Genomic DNA, 12,956 nt, shown 5'->3' on the forward strand with positions numbered 1-12,956 from the left:
GGTTCTGTCGGGTTATTGCCCGGAGTCAGTCAGCGGCATTGGTACCCGCTATAGCTGCAGGCTCCTGCGCCTCAGCTTCTGCTCGGGTGAACGCGATGAGGTGATGCGCAATGAAGCGGTCCTGCCATTGTTCGAAGACCGGTGTGAATTGCGCTGGGGTTAAGGGGCCCCCTTGGCAGTACCAATACTGGTGCTGCTCGATATCGACGTAGAGTTCCTGAAAGGGCCGCTGCATGTCAGGCCAGCCGCTGGCATCCGTGACACTGAGCAATTGCCATCGCGTATCCCCAGGGGCTGTCGTGCCAGACAACTGCAGCAGCAGGGTGGTCGTGGTATGGGCCATCTCCCCTTTGGTTGGTGTGAGATGCAATAACCAGCGCACGCTGGCAGGGGATATCCCGGCTGCCTGGATAAAGCTATCAATGCGAGCCACCACAGTCGGGTTGATGGAAAGAGCATTCATCATGATGTGGATGCTCCTTACCCAGAAGAACGCAGGTTTTTAACCAGCCGAACCAGGCCATAGCCAATCAGTCCCCCGATAACGACGGGGCCACCCAGTGAGCGACAGACGTGATAGCCAAGTCCAAACAGGGCTGCCCGGCCATAGGGGGTCATCAGCAGTGAGCCGGTGGTGATGGCAGTGGTGACCTGTGGACTGCGTGCTTGTGCGTCGATACACCAGTTGACGAAGTGTTCGCAGTTGTTGGTGAGCGGATGGTATTGGCGCTCCCCCAGACGAGAGAGCGCCCTTGCAAGGCGAGTATCGGCGTCATAGGTGGCTGAGGGATGGGGCCGCACCGTGACATTGCGGTCATTAGCAAAGGCCTCCAGTGAGATGATTTCCACCCCGTCAGCCTGCTCTCGGCTCGACAGCCCACCGCCATAATGAATGACCTGCTGCCCGCCAAGGTACAGGCCATGATGGGTAAACAATCCCCGTGAAACGACCAGGTGGTCACCTCGTTGCATAACGTACTCCCATAAGTGTGCGAAGACCAAAACGAACAAGCCCCGGCAAATGCCAGGGCTTGTTCGATATGAAGACATCCAGTGTGGTGTGTCACATGGGTAATGTCGGTCTGAAAAATTATGGAGATGAAATGCGTCTATTTAAAACGGTCGTTGTCACCTTCATCCTGATACTAGGAATATGATGCTTGATAAAGCAACTCCTTATCTGATGCATGCCTTTTGGCGGTTCCAGAGGCCAGTCAGGATTTTCGTAACACAAGCCAACAAAAAAACCACCTGATTTCACTGTTGGTTCGGGTTGCTCTTTCACGCAAATCAGATGGGAGTACTTTGCTCTGTTCCACCCTTCTTGGGCTACCGCTCGAAATGAACGGTAGCGTAGGTTAATAAAATCAAAGTTGCTCTTGTTTGGAGTATGTTCGCTATGCCTAAAAACAGGGAGCAAGAATAGGCTGGCAACAACGTTTATTGTTACTGCGTTGACGCGCTCATGGGGTTCTATTTCGACAGAGACATCTGTGTTCATAGTTATGTTCACATTTATTTCACTTAGCATTACATGCAACAAGTCGGGTTCCGCTGGCAACATTGCAAGAAGTTTTTCATCGAGTTGTTTCATTTCACCAAACAACATTTCGTTTAGTTTTGAGCGTTTTGGAATGAATTTATTGAACTCGAAACGCCACTCTAAAACATCCGAATGCTTACATTCAAACCGAAAAGGTATTCTGGCTAATGGTGTGGCATTGATGATGCAGCGTTGGCCATTGTTGAGTTTTACCGTGTTAGACAGCAAATCCTTTATGTAGATGTTGCCGGGGGTTTTATTGCGATTTCTTACGTAGAGCGCAGCGTCACTGTACAGCCAATCCAGGTCGGCGTAAGTGGCATTGGTCGGGTCGTTGTAGAAGTGTTTTTCCAGGATGGACTCAATAATTCTGGATTGGCTGATATTGTGCTCAATCGCAAGGCGCTGGATTTGCTTGTACATAGTTTCAGATGAAAAGTTAACTGACATTCTGTTTTTACTGACCATGCTCACTCCATTAACGCGTCAACCATAAAACAAATTGAATATCGTAAAGATGAAATATAAAAATCAAAGGTGCTGCACCTTTTTGTAAGCTATTGATTAATGCATTTTCGGGATTTTCTTGCAACTCATATCAGATAGGGGTGTCCGGTACCATCCGCGTGGCGGTGTTTTTGCTCAGTGATGGCTTCATCGCTGTAACCTGCCTGAGTAGAACTGCAATGCTCAGGCTCCGTTAGCCGTGCAGAGTAAAAAAATACTGGAGGTTCGATAGGGTGGTTACCTGTCATCGTCGTTTCACACCCAGGCAGCGATGAGGTAATGCATGGACGGCACGACAGCCCGGCGGCGGTGATGTGTCTAGGAAAGAAGGGGCGATTCAGATAGGGTTTGTGCCCCTGCCGTTCCGGGTTTCTAACAAGGAGGGTGATAGGTAAGGAGACGGTGCTTTCTGAGGGTGAAAAAGGCATAGTGGCAGAATGATAACTCCAGAGTGATTTTTACCACTGTGAGCGACTTAATATACAAGTCGGAACCCTCTCGGCTCCTGGGTATACATATATATTAGGTTAGCCGAATACGAGGTAAAACATGTCGGTTTGTTAATATAATAATATAGAGTATATAACTCATAAACGATACATGACAATAACATGATGTATGTGAAAAGGAATATGGTCAATATATCTGATAGATATGAATTATATAAACCATGAATATGGGGTATGTACCTACAGAGATATGGAATACATAAATCATAGGTGCTAGTCGATTACATTGAGAGATGGTGTTGCTGATATGGCCTTTCACAAGGGGTGGAGTATCGGCAGTACCTCGTTGATAGGCTTGCCATGGCTTATCGGTGAGGATGTCTGGATATAGACCTATAGAGGTGTCGATGGGAGTGGTAAGGGGATGTGTGAGGTGTAGGTGGATGGTATGGCATCTTAATCCAGCAAGAGCCCAATCATCGACTCAGAGGCCTGTGTCGCATCATGAACGGTTTTATCTGAAATAGAGACGTGAGCCAGTGCGTTGACATCTAACCTCCGTATCAGGGTAGATAGGGCCTATATGGCGGACATTGTGACTGATGCTGTTACCGACGTTATAACCGACGTTGATGAGACCCCTATGGCTGGATGTTAAGCGACATAACCGTTAATGGATTTCCTGGAGGGTATGAATGCCTGGATGCAGGAGAAGAGGCAGGAGGAGAGAAGGGATGTTATCGGTCATCAGTATCGCGTGTCTGGTTCATGGTCGTTGTAGGTGATTGAGCTATCTGAAGTGACCCCTGAATGAGCTGTGCAGTCTGGCGGGTTCATTATCGCTTCTGTGAACGCCGTACAGCGCTTTTGAGACTGATGGTGCCAACGAGCCACCCTTTCTTGAGTAATGCGTCAGAGAGCGAATGAGGCGCTATGCGAGGCCTTGCCGTTCAACATAACGCGCAGTACTCCGCCATCAGCACCATCAGCACATCCCAACGCATCAATCAGCCCATCACCTGAGCAGGCATCCGGTTCAAATCGTCACGCCCTGTGGTACGCAGTCCGGTGCAATCGACATAACTTTTTACGACGAAATCCATCTGGTGACACCCAAACACACCTAAGAGGATTTCATCATGTCGTCACTGTCAAGCAAATGGCATAACTCCTACTACCTGCAGCGCTGTAAGGACACTATCGACCTGGCGCTTGCGACTCACCCCAGGCTCATGGCGGTGCGTATCGACCTGCACTTCCCCAACAAGGAACTGGCAGCAGATACCATGGCCATTTCCCGCTTCATTGGCTCGCTCAAAGCCAAACTCAAGGCAAACCGCAAGCGCAAGAAAAAAGAGGCCCAAGGCAAGCGCGTGCATGACACCTCCTTGTTCTATATCTGGGTCAGAGAGCACGGGGAGGAAAGTGAGCAGGCTCATTACCACCTGGTGCTGATGCTCAACAAGGATGCGTTCTATTCGCTAGGTAACTACCAGGCAAGTCTGACGGGCAATCCGAGACCCAGCCTGTCAGTGATGGTACGCCAAGCGTGGTGTAGTGCCTTGAAACTGGACGACATGGAAAAACATGCCTCTTTGGTTCATTTCCCCCAAAACCCCTGGTACTGGCTGTACGCGGATAAGCGACACTCTGCCGACTACAAAAGACTTCTTAAGCGGGTCAGTTACATGGCCAAAGACCGGACCAAGGTGTACAGCAAAGCCAATCGGTCGCTTGGGTGCTCGGCCGGTGGCAAGAGGTAGTCCGTGATGCGAAGGGGGTTGCAACGAGGGCGCTTGGAACGCCAGCGCCTCAAGCCCCCGTTACCGAGACATTGCCACGGCCTAATGAGCCCCATCGGTATTTCTCTACGCCACTTGTTATCTGATGAGCAGGCATAGCACTCACATCGTCACTACTGTCTGACCTCATCACCGACAGCGCCACTGAGCGTCATTACCCTTATCCCCATGCCATGGTTGCACTTGTTGCCATGGCATTTTTTATTCAGGAAATTTCACCATGAGCCAACACAAACCCGTTCGAGTTCTGCGCCTCAAAGACATGATGTTCAAGCTGAGCATTGCTCGTAGCACGCTGTATGACTGGATGAGCGAGAGTTCACCCCGCTATGACCCATCCTTCCCCAAGCGAGTGCGTCTTGGTCTGAAAAGTGTGGGGTGGCTGGAAAGCGATGTGGACCAGTGGATATTGGCCCGGTTCAATCAGGCTGATGCAGCCAGTACTTAGACAATCCCATGTTATGTAACAACGACGCTTGGCCCTGTACCTGTCATGTCACCCTGCATGGTGGTGAATACCAGATGATGTGGGCTAGGTAGTCGGACTGCGATATGCCTGTCCTATGGGGATCGCATTATTGACGCGTATAGGTCAACGTAATTGACCGAGTGATCCACGGCTGATAAAGGAAGCCAAGCATGCGTCCAATCCAACCATGACTGCTCGAAAAAGGTCTGTCGCAGCACATAGCCATCGCTGATGACTTTATACTCAGTATGATTTAACATGCGCCAACTGATGCTGGCTTAGCTCAGTAGGTCATCAGTTCTATCCCGGTAGCCAACATCATTCATTTACCGCTCGCTGTATCAACGCCTACCTCAAGCAGCGATTGCCACACGGATCACTACAGCCCTCCAGCCATATTCTGATGCCAACCATAAAAGACACTGAACAGGCTCGCCTCGAGAGCGACAAGCAACTGCATGAAGCCATCAAACACTGGCGTCCGGATCGTCCTCGGCGCTGGTTGGCAAAATAAGGTAGTTGGCCTGCCGAAGGGCGTGGCCCGCTTGCAGAGCGATATCGCGTACTACGACGTGAAGCAGAGCGTCTATTGGTTCGACCTCGGGTCGAGAGTGCAAACGGTCTGGCGTCGCACGCCTTCCACCTTGAGTAACCTGAGCTGATGACAATACCCATCAATCGGATGTTTGATGTCTTGAGCCTGCTGATGGAGCATTTAGCATGAGGTACAAACCCTTGCCACGGTATTTACGGGTGGCTCATTGGCTACATGAGCAGCAGCGTCCAATTAGCTCTCGAGAGGTGGCTGACGTGTTTAATGCCTCCCCCAAGGCCATCAGTGATGACTTTGCCAAGATACGCAGACGTTCCGATATTATGGATGTCCATGAGCAGAAGGTTCGCGACAAAGGCGTGCAGCAGTACCTGCTCCATGTATTGAATATTTATCCCTACATGCTGGATGATCGCCAATGTCCACACCGAAAAGAGGGTGAGTGCGAGGGGCTCGGCCCCACACTCACATGGCATGACCTTGTATGCCGTCAATGGAGTCAGCTCGTACAGGTACAACAAGAGCGTCAGTGATGCCGCCAAGCTCTTTTTAATAAAAATCGAGAAACTGGATGAGGGCTTGCTGTTTCTCCGGGGTCAGGCCTGCCCACTGCTGCTCTAGCCGACGCTTAAGCCCCTCTGTTGGGCGATAAGCCAAGGGGGCTGGCGCAGTAATGAGCGCTCCGAAGCTAGAGGTGCACTCCAGGAAGAACCATTCAACTGGGGTATCCAGCAGTGCTGCGATATCAACCAACAACGCTGCACTAATTCGATTTCCACCCCGCTCATATCGGGACAGTTGCTGCTGAGACAGGTCTAGCGCCTCTGCCAGTTGCGCCGCTGACACCCGCAACTCTTTGCGCCGGAGTTTGACCCGCCTCCCTAACAGGACATCCATCTCTGTTGATGTGAACTTGCTCATTACACGACCGCTATGAACTCAAAAGTTGTAGAAATAGTTTTGTTGAGCTAAAGGGTTGATGAAATGAACGTTGAGTTGTAAATTGGCTTGATGTGAAATTAGTGTGTTCATTTTGGCGATTTACACACGTTTATTGGCAAGCAAACAACCTATCGGTATGGAGAGGTATGACATGAGTGACATCGAAAAAGACGCCGCAAAGGCGGGAGCTGTTGGCGCTGCAGCGGGTGCAGCCGGGTCTGTTAGCACTGTCGCTGCGGTGGGCTCCGTCGGCGGATTGGGTGCTGCCGGTATTACATCGGGCTTGGCCACTGTTGGGAGTGTGGTGGGTGGCGGCATGGCCGCTGGACTGGCGGTCACCGCCGCAGCGCCCATTGCAATTGGGGCTGCTGCCTACGGGTTGTACAAGTGGTGGAAAAGCTAGGTCATCCTGGCGCAATGCATAAGGGGAGAGGCGGCAGGCTTTGCCAACGGAACGGGGTTGTGGGCAGCAATGCTCCTGGCCCCAATCGGCCTTGATGTGCATCCCGTCGCCATCTCTCTGCTTAGGGGGAAGGCCCAGGAGCAAGCCGAGTCACCCATTCTCCCCTGATGTGTTCAATACAACCAATTTCCTTTACCAGAGGTTTGCATGGGATTGAAACAGTATTTATTACTCGCATGCCTGTGCGTCAGCAGTGGCGTGATGGCAAAAAACGGGTCTGTCAAAATAAGTGTTGGTCAGGAGGGAAACTATCGGATTGTCAATGTCACCGGGTTAGCGGATGAGCTAACGGTCAACAAGGTGATGGTCAATCGAAATCAGTGCAACCCAAGCCTGAGTAATCCGAATAAGGCATACACGCTGAAATTTGGTGCAACCCAGTCCTACCGCTACATGTTGTATAACAGCATGAGTGGCAAGCGCTATCACTGTGATGTGGTTGAAATCGTCGTAGAGACTGACCAAGGTGCATGGACGTTCACACCTACGAGCTGATGACGCTCATGACCTTGAGCTCTCACATCAATGACACCCCACAGCTCGGCTTAACGCCGAGCTGTGGGTTTTGGGTTTCTCTGGATGCGACATGACCAAGAGGGAGCAGAAGAGACGTATGCGCAACAGCGTAGATGGAAAGCAGGGATGAGAGTGGTGTATAACCCCATTTTCTCGCTGTGATGCCAAGAGGCCCATGACCCTGTTATGCGCTTTTTTGTCATGATTAGTTGCCCTTCTGAAATTGAGACATGTAATGAACGATTTTTTGAACGTATTGCTAAATGTGCGTAGTTTGCGGGCTGCACTGCGTGAGTTGTCCGTGGAGCAAGTCAAAGAAGCTCACGAGAAAATCGAACTGATTTATCTGGAGCGTCTGGAGCAGGCCGAAAAAGAACAGGCAGCCCAAGCTGAACATCTGAATAAGCTGGCCGAATTCCAAGCGATGTTGGCTGATGCGGGGATTGATCCTGCTGAGTTGGTCGGTAGTGCTCCTTCCACATCTACCAGTGCGGTTAAAGCGAAGCGAGCTCCTCGTCCGCCGAAGTACCGTTATGTCGAGAATGGGCAAGAGCGCACCTGGACCGGTCAGGGCCGCACGCCCAAATTCCTGGCTGAGCAGCTTGAGCAAGGCCGTCAGCTGGACGAGTTCCTCATCTAAATAGACAAGGCCATGCCGATAGGGTGTGGCCTTTCCTATTGAGCTGGTGAGAGATTAAGACACTCGGCGGTATCTATGTGCCTCGTGTTGGTATTACCCGCTCAAACCGCGTGCTCTATCATGAGGTGTGCCAGACCGCTGATCGCTTGTTCCAGGTATTGACGCGGACAACCCAGATTTAGTCGGATAAAACCACTGCCCGCCTCCCCGAAGCCAATTCCCATAGAGGGCACTATGCTGGCGTGTTCGATCATGTGGCACTTCAGCTCATCGTTGCTCAAACCCAATGCACTGCAATCAATCCAGACCAGGTAGGTTGCGTCGGCGTCCATCAGCGTCAGCGCCGGGATGCGATGTGCCAGCTGAGCTGCGAACCAGCGGCGGTTGTCACTGAGATAGACGAGTAAGTCATCCAGCCAGACATCTCCTTCTCTGTATGCTGCCGTGGCTGCTTCCATGGAGAGGGCGTTGAATACGTCCAGGCCGTGTGCATCAAGCCTTTGTTTGAAGCGTTGGCGTAAATTAGCGTCAGGCAAGATGAAGTTGGAGATCCGCAGTGAGGAGAGACCAAAGCTCTTGCTGGCTGATGTCGCCACGACCAGATGCGATAGCAGATGGTCAGGCAACGTGAGCACTGAACAATGTTGATGACCATTTAGCTGCAAATCCGCCCATATCTCATCGGAGATGAGGGTAACCTTGTGCTGCTGGCAGAGTACTGCAAGGGCATGAAGTTCCGCTTGCTCCCAGGCTCTACCAGTTGGATTGTGTGGGTTGCAGAGGATCATGACGGTCGGCTGCTCTCGGATGAACAACTGCTCAAGATGGCGCAAGTCCATCTCGTAGCGTGTTCCTTCACGACGTAGCGGGTTGTCGAGCAAGCGACGCTCATTCAAGCCGATGATTTTGGCAAAGGAGCCATAACAGGGACCTTGTATTACCACGCCGTCACCTGGGAGAGTGAGCATCTGCAGCAGCAGCGAGATACCCGGAATAACCCCTTCGATGGACTGGATCCACTCCCGTTGGAGAGTGATCCGGTGGCGACGGGCAAACCACTGTTGTACCGCCTCAAAGTAGTCGTCACGACGCTCGCTGTAGCCGAATACGCCATGCTCAACCCGACGCTGCAGAGCGGCTTTCACTACGTCCGGGCAAGAGAAATCAAAGTCAGACACCCACATGGGCAGCAGTTCTGTACCGTCCAGCCCCAGATACTGGTTCATGCAATCCCATTTGATAGAGTTGGTATTACGGCGATCGATGACGAGATCAAAGTGGGCGTTATGCATGACGGTGACCTTCTACTGCTGACTGTTGGAGGGGTTCTGGCAAGTCTGCCAGTTCGGTATTACGGGCAATACCAATGCCGGTGAAACCGTAGAAAAGCGCAAAGAAGAGGGCCGAATAGCACTGGATAGCCCAAGGCAGGTAATCCAGCGTACTGACGCCGAGTGTGCCAGCCATGTAGACCCCCGCTGCCGTCCACGGGATCAATGGCTCAATGACGGTGCCTGCATCTTCGATGGTGCGAGATAGGTTTTTGGTATCCAGCCCCATACGGCGGTAGGCATTCTGAAACAATTCACCGGGGATCAACAGGGCCAGTTTGCCATCACTGGTCGCACCGGTGACCAGCAGTGTGGTCGCGATGGTGGAGGCGATGAGCTGCCCGGTAGAGTGGATCAGTTGCAGCAACCGGTTGATGATGAGATTGAGTGCGCCGGTCAAGGTCAGTACCCCGGCGAAGGAAAAGGCACAGAACACCAGCAGTATGGTGCTCATCATGGAAAACATGCCGCCACGGTTGAGCAAGCGGGGGATGTCGGGGATGAGGCTGCTAACGTCATGTCCCTGGGCCGTAAACATGGTCAGGTTGAAGCCATCAATGAGCGCATTGAAGCCAGCCTGTAATGGCAGATCTTGCATGACCATCCCCAAGACAATGGCGATGGTACTGGCCAGCAGCATCAACGGGATGGTCGGTTTCTTGGCAACGGCTCCCCACAGTACGATAACCGGTGGAAGTAGCAGTAACGGGCTGAAGTGGTAGAGCCCCTCTAGGCTGGTCAGTATGGTGACGACCTTTTCGGGCGTTGCAACTTGTTCACCCATCGTGGACAGACCTGCCGCAAAGAAGACTCCGGCAGCCAGCAGGAAGCTGGGCAACGTCGTCCAGAGCAGATGCTGGATGTGGGCGTACAGAGTCGTATCTGCCACGATGGCGGCAAAGTTGGTGGAGTCGGAGAGCGGGGAGATCTTGTCACCAAAATAGGCACCGGAGACCACAGCGCCGGCTGCAGCAGCCAGAGAGATATCCAGGCCATGTGCCACGCCCATCAACGCCACACCAACGGTACCCGCTGAGCCCCAGGACGTGCCGGTGCAGACAGAGACCAAGCTGGTAATGAAGAAAGCGGCAATCAATATGTACTGCGGGCTGATGAGTTTTAGTCCCCAATAAACCATGTAGGGGATGGTTCCGCTGAACATCCAGCTACCTATTAGCCCCCCCACGCAGACCAAGATCAATATGACCGGCATCGCCTTGGCCAGCTTCTGGACGATGGAATGCATAATCTCATCCCAGCTGTAGCCCTGCCAAAGGGCCAACAGTGCGGTAAACACGGCGGACAGCAGCAACAGTGGCTCAATCCTGAGCCCCATCAGGGCGTACCCCACGACCAGTAGCGTCAACATCACCAGAATGGGCAGGGTGGCCATGCCCAGGGTGAGTTCCTTTATATTGTTTTTCATTATCATGAACCCATCGCTTAAAGATGCCTTATTGTGCCGGTCTCCATATCAAGAAATGTGAGCCAGGAGCACCTCTCATGTAACCGCTTACATGGCGTCATTAAACGTGACTTACATCTCAATGTTCCAGCTTGACCAAGGAATGGACCGAGCTGCGCACCACCAGTGTGGGTGTGAATTCCTGGAGTTCTGGCCGCTGTTCAAGTTGTTGTAAGCGGGAGATTGCCAGTTCGGTTGCCCGACGCGCCATGGTTTCGATGGGGTAGTGGAGTGTTGTCAGCGGAGGATAGAGATAGCGAGCTAGCAGGATGTCGTCAAACCCGACGATGGAGAGCGCTTGAGGCAGCTCTCTTGCGCATTGACGCAGGTGGGCCATCATGCCTGCCGCCATCACATCATTGAAAGTCAGTACCGCAGTGACTTCTGGACTCTGTGCAAGCAGCTGTGCAGCGGCTTGCTCCCCCCCAAGTTCCGTGAAAGGTTGGCTGATAATCCAGTGCGGTTTGATTGGAAGGTGGTGATATTCCATCCCCTGCAGGTATCCCTCTAGTCGCAGCTGCCTATCGGCAATTGGCAGGTCACACGTGATGCAGGCGATATGCTGGTGACCATGGGCCACCAGGTGATCAACGGCAGCTCTAGCGCCTGACCGGTTATCAAGCCAGACACTGCGGTGAGCCAACTCGGGCAGATAACGATTGATGGGAATGAGCGCAGGCATGTGCGCGGCGTAGCGTAGCAATGTTTCATCAGGCAGGCGGGTGGTATGCGCGACAATGGCTTCACAACCCTGATTGATCAGGAAGTCGAGACCATGCTGCTCCTGTTCGCTCTGGTGGGATCCGCTGCATACCATCAAACGGAAACCTTGTTGGCGGGTGACGGACTCTACGCCACGCGCCAGCCTGCCAAAGAAGGGATCAGCCAGATTGCCGGTCAACAAACCCAGCAGGTTGCCACTGCGTTTGGCCAGGGCCACAGCTGTCATGTCCCGTCGGTAGTTGAGGGTGCGCATGGCGTTTTCCACCCGCTCACGGGTAACGGGTTCAACATACGCAGTATCATTGATCACCCTGGAGACGGTCGCGGTAGATACGCCTGCTAGCGTGGCAACCTGTTTAATCGTAGCCATGTCACGGTCTTTACTTCGTTGGATAGCAAGGGCCTTTCTTATAGCGGTATCTTCAGCTGCAATCTATCTCGTCCCCCTTTGCAGGGGCTGATCTGTGAGCCGTTTGGCAAGACTGGGCACTTTGGTGGCAGATATCGAGTAGCTAAGTAGCCCAGTGATATAGCAAAGATAGTGGGCCCACGGACCATGGCCTTTCACCTCAATCATTTAGTCGAGAAACTCGGGGTTAGCAGTAAAAAACCGACGATATCCTGGGCGGTAAAGCAGGGGCTGGTGCGGCTCAACATCGATACGGCGTTAGTGGGAAATGTTGACGAGGGTGACCAATAGTTCTACCTGACGCAATTCATTGCGCAATGCGTGGAATTTAACGCTGACAATGCGATTATTGCAGGCTTGATACTCTGTCTGGTGCAACATCTTGCTGCTGGTTGGGGCAGTGTCGTGGAGGGTGTTTGTAAGTTATTGATAATAAACAGCTGAATAAAGTGGCATGGTCACTGCTAAGAGTTTTGGTCGAGTGCTATCTCATTTAACCAATCTATCTAGGAGCAACCCCATGCCAACTCCATGTTATATCAGCATCGAAGGTAAAACCCAGGGCAACATCACCGCGAGTGCCTTCACTTCCGACTCCGTCGGCAACATCTTCGTGCAGGGTCATGAAGACGAGATGCTGGTACAAGAGTTCAATCACCAAGTCACCGTACCGACTGACCCGCAATCCGGTCAGCCCGCTGGTCAGCGTGTCCACAAGCCGTTCAAGTTCACCGTGGCCCTGAACAAAGCCGTGCCGCTGATGTACAACTCCCTGGCTTCCGGTGAAATGCTGCCGAAAGTGACCCTGAAGTGGTACCGCACTTCTGTGGAAGGCAAGCAAGAGCACTTCTTCTCTACCGTGCTGACCGATGCGACCATCGTCGATATCGACTGCCAGATGCCGCACTGCCAAGACCCTGCGAAATCCGATTTCACCCAGCTGATCCAAGTCTCCCTTGCTTACCGCAAGATTGACTGGGAGCACACCGTTGCCGGTACCTCTGGTTCTGACGACTGGCGCGCTCCTATCGAGGCGTAAGCCTCACTTTCTGATTTCGCTATTCCTTGTATTACGTTTCGTATCTTGTGGCCGGTGTGCTCCGGCCTTTATCCCGTGTTTCTCCGGTCAGTCTTTGGCTGCCGG

At 52.4% G+C, this 12,956-nt stretch carries 13 protein-coding genes; 6 read left to right on the forward strand and 7 right to left on the reverse strand.

What is annotated here, in order from left to right:
• Window positions 1–25: 25 nt before the first annotated feature.
• From BN1128_RS24055 to BN1128_RS06350, 3 genes are all read right to left on the reverse strand, one after another.
• Window positions 26–466: a hypothetical protein gene (locus BN1128_RS24055; protein ID WP_052445497.1), complete on the reverse strand. Its 441-nt coding sequence runs from the start codon at window positions 464–466 to the stop codon at window positions 26–28.
• A 14-nt stretch (window positions 467–480) separates the two neighbouring features.
• Window positions 481–972, reverse strand: a complete 492-nt coding sequence (locus BN1128_RS06345) for a lecithin retinol acyltransferase family protein (protein WP_167335795.1) — start codon at window positions 970–972, stop codon at window positions 481–483.
• Window positions 973–1,090: 118 nt separating this feature from the next.
• Complete coding sequence (locus tag BN1128_RS06350) at window positions 1,091–2,011, reverse strand: hypothetical protein (RefSeq protein WP_042867099.1); 921 nt, start codon at window positions 2,009–2,011, stop codon at window positions 1,091–1,093.
• A gap of 1,627 nt (window positions 2,012–3,638) precedes the next feature.
• Here BN1128_RS06350 and BN1128_RS06355 point away from each other — a divergent pair.
• The 3 genes from BN1128_RS06355 (at window position 3,639) to BN1128_RS24490 (ending at window position 5,856) form a co-directional block, all read left to right on the forward strand.
• A complete protein-coding gene (locus tag BN1128_RS06355; RefSeq protein ID WP_042867100.1) occupies window positions 3,639–4,262 on the forward strand; it encodes an inovirus Gp2 family protein in 624 nt (207 codons plus the stop codon).
• Between the two features lie 259 nt (window positions 4,263–4,521).
• Entirely contained in the window at window positions 4,522–4,749 is a 228-nt protein-coding gene (locus BN1128_RS06360) for a helix-turn-helix transcriptional regulator (RefSeq protein ID WP_042867101.1), read from the forward strand.
• A gap of 741 nt (window positions 4,750–5,490) precedes the next feature.
• Window positions 5,491–5,856, forward strand: a complete 366-nt coding sequence (locus BN1128_RS24490) for a hypothetical protein (protein ID WP_082030368.1) — start codon at window positions 5,491–5,493, stop codon at window positions 5,854–5,856.
• A 16-nt stretch (window positions 5,857–5,872) separates the two neighbouring features.
• On the opposite strand, the gene BN1128_RS06375 is transcribed toward BN1128_RS24490, so the two are convergent.
• Window positions 5,873–6,244 (reverse strand): helix-turn-helix domain-containing protein, encoded by a 372-nt coding sequence (locus BN1128_RS06375; RefSeq protein ID WP_042867104.1) that lies wholly within the window; start codon window positions 6,242–6,244, stop codon window positions 5,873–5,875.
• 631 nt (window positions 6,245–6,875) lie between these two features.
• On the opposite strand from BN1128_RS06375, the gene BN1128_RS06385 reads away from it, so the two are divergent.
• On the forward strand, window positions 6,876–7,223 hold the full coding sequence (locus BN1128_RS06385) for a hypothetical protein (RefSeq protein ID WP_156140133.1): 348 nt from the start codon (window positions 6,876–6,878) through the stop codon (window positions 7,221–7,223).
• A 256-nt stretch (window positions 7,224–7,479) separates the two neighbouring features.
• On the forward strand, window positions 7,480–7,884 hold the full coding sequence (locus tag BN1128_RS06390; RefSeq protein ID WP_042867107.1) for an H-NS family histone-like protein: 405 nt from the start codon (window positions 7,480–7,482) through the stop codon (window positions 7,882–7,884).
• A gap of 101 nt (window positions 7,885–7,985) precedes the next feature.
• Here BN1128_RS06390 and BN1128_RS06395 read toward each other — a convergent pair whose 3' ends face one another.
• The 3 genes from BN1128_RS06395 to BN1128_RS06405 all read right to left on the reverse strand — a co-directional run bounded on the left by BN1128_RS06395 (window position 7,986) and on the right by BN1128_RS06405 (window position 11,773).
• Window positions 7,986–9,176, reverse strand: a complete 1,191-nt coding sequence (locus BN1128_RS06395; protein ID WP_042867108.1) for a MalY/PatB family protein — start codon at window positions 9,174–9,176, stop codon at window positions 7,986–7,988.
• The gene (gene nhaC, locus BN1128_RS06400) at window positions 9,169–10,608 is read right to left on the reverse strand and encodes a Na+/H+ antiporter NhaC (protein WP_244464563.1); all 1,440 of its coding nucleotides are present in this window, start codon (window positions 10,606–10,608) and stop codon (window positions 9,169–9,171) included. The genes BN1128_RS06395 and nhaC overlap by 8 nt, the downstream gene beginning before the upstream one ends.
• 151 nt (window positions 10,609–10,759) lie before the next feature.
• Window positions 10,760–11,773 (reverse strand): LacI family DNA-binding transcriptional regulator, encoded by a 1,014-nt coding sequence (locus tag BN1128_RS06405; RefSeq protein WP_042867110.1) that lies wholly within the window; start codon window positions 11,771–11,773, stop codon window positions 10,760–10,762.
• A 559-nt stretch (window positions 11,774–12,332) separates the two neighbouring features.
• Here BN1128_RS06405 and hcp1 point away from each other — a divergent pair.
• On the forward strand, window positions 12,333–12,851 hold the full coding sequence (gene hcp1, locus BN1128_RS06410) for a type VI secretion system effector Hcp1 (protein WP_042867111.1): 519 nt from the start codon (window positions 12,333–12,335) through the stop codon (window positions 12,849–12,851).
• The last annotated feature ends 105 nt before the right edge of the window (window positions 12,852–12,956 follow it).

This window comes from Aeromonas piscicola, from assembly GCF_000820005.1.
GTDB classification, from domain to species: Bacteria; Pseudomonadota; Gammaproteobacteria; order Enterobacterales; family Aeromonadaceae; genus Aeromonas; species Aeromonas piscicola.

What these genes read in the sequence shown, in the direction of transcription:
- BN1128_RS24055 (WP_052445497.1), bottom strand. Translation starts at nt 466, where the DNA reads ATGATGAATGCTCTTTCCATCAACCCGACTGTGGTGGCTCGCATTGAT.
- BN1128_RS24490 (WP_082030368.1), top strand. Translation starts at nt 5,491, where the DNA reads ATGAGGTACAAACCCTTGCCACGGTATTTACGGGTGGCTCATTGGCTA.
- BN1128_RS06355 (WP_042867100.1), top strand. Translation starts at nt 3,639, where the DNA reads ATGTCGTCACTGTCAAGCAAATGGCATAACTCCTACTACCTGCAGCGC.
- hcp1 (WP_042867111.1), top strand. Translation starts at nt 12,333, where the DNA reads ATGCCAACTCCATGTTATATCAGCATCGAAGGTAAAACCCAGGGCAAC.
- BN1128_RS06375 (WP_042867104.1), bottom strand. Translation starts at nt 6,244, where the DNA reads ATGAGCAAGTTCACATCAACAGAGATGGATGTCCTGTTAGGGAGGCGG.
- BN1128_RS06360 (WP_042867101.1), top strand. Translation starts at nt 4,522, where the DNA reads ATGAGCCAACACAAACCCGTTCGAGTTCTGCGCCTCAAAGACATGATG.
- BN1128_RS06390 (WP_042867107.1), top strand. Translation starts at nt 7,480, where the DNA reads ATGAACGATTTTTTGAACGTATTGCTAAATGTGCGTAGTTTGCGGGCT.
- BN1128_RS06345 (WP_167335795.1), bottom strand. Translation starts at nt 972, where the DNA reads ATGCAACGAGGTGACCACCTGGTCGTTTCACGGGGATTGTTTACCCAT.
- BN1128_RS06405 (WP_042867110.1), bottom strand. Translation starts at nt 11,773, where the DNA reads ATGGCTACGATTAAACAGGTTGCCACGCTAGCAGGCGTATCTACCGCG.
- BN1128_RS06350 (WP_042867099.1), bottom strand. Translation starts at nt 2,011, where the DNA reads ATGGTCAGTAAAAACAGAATGTCAGTTAACTTTTCATCTGAAACTATG.
- BN1128_RS06395 (WP_042867108.1), bottom strand. Translation starts at nt 9,176, where the DNA reads ATGCATAACGCCCACTTTGATCTCGTCATCGATCGCCGTAATACCAAC.
- nhaC (WP_244464563.1), bottom strand. Translation starts at nt 10,608, where the DNA reads ATGGCCACCCTGCCCATTCTGGTGATGTTGACGCTACTGGTCGTGGGG.
- BN1128_RS06385 (WP_156140133.1), top strand. Translation starts at nt 6,876, where the DNA reads ATGGGATTGAAACAGTATTTATTACTCGCATGCCTGTGCGTCAGCAGT.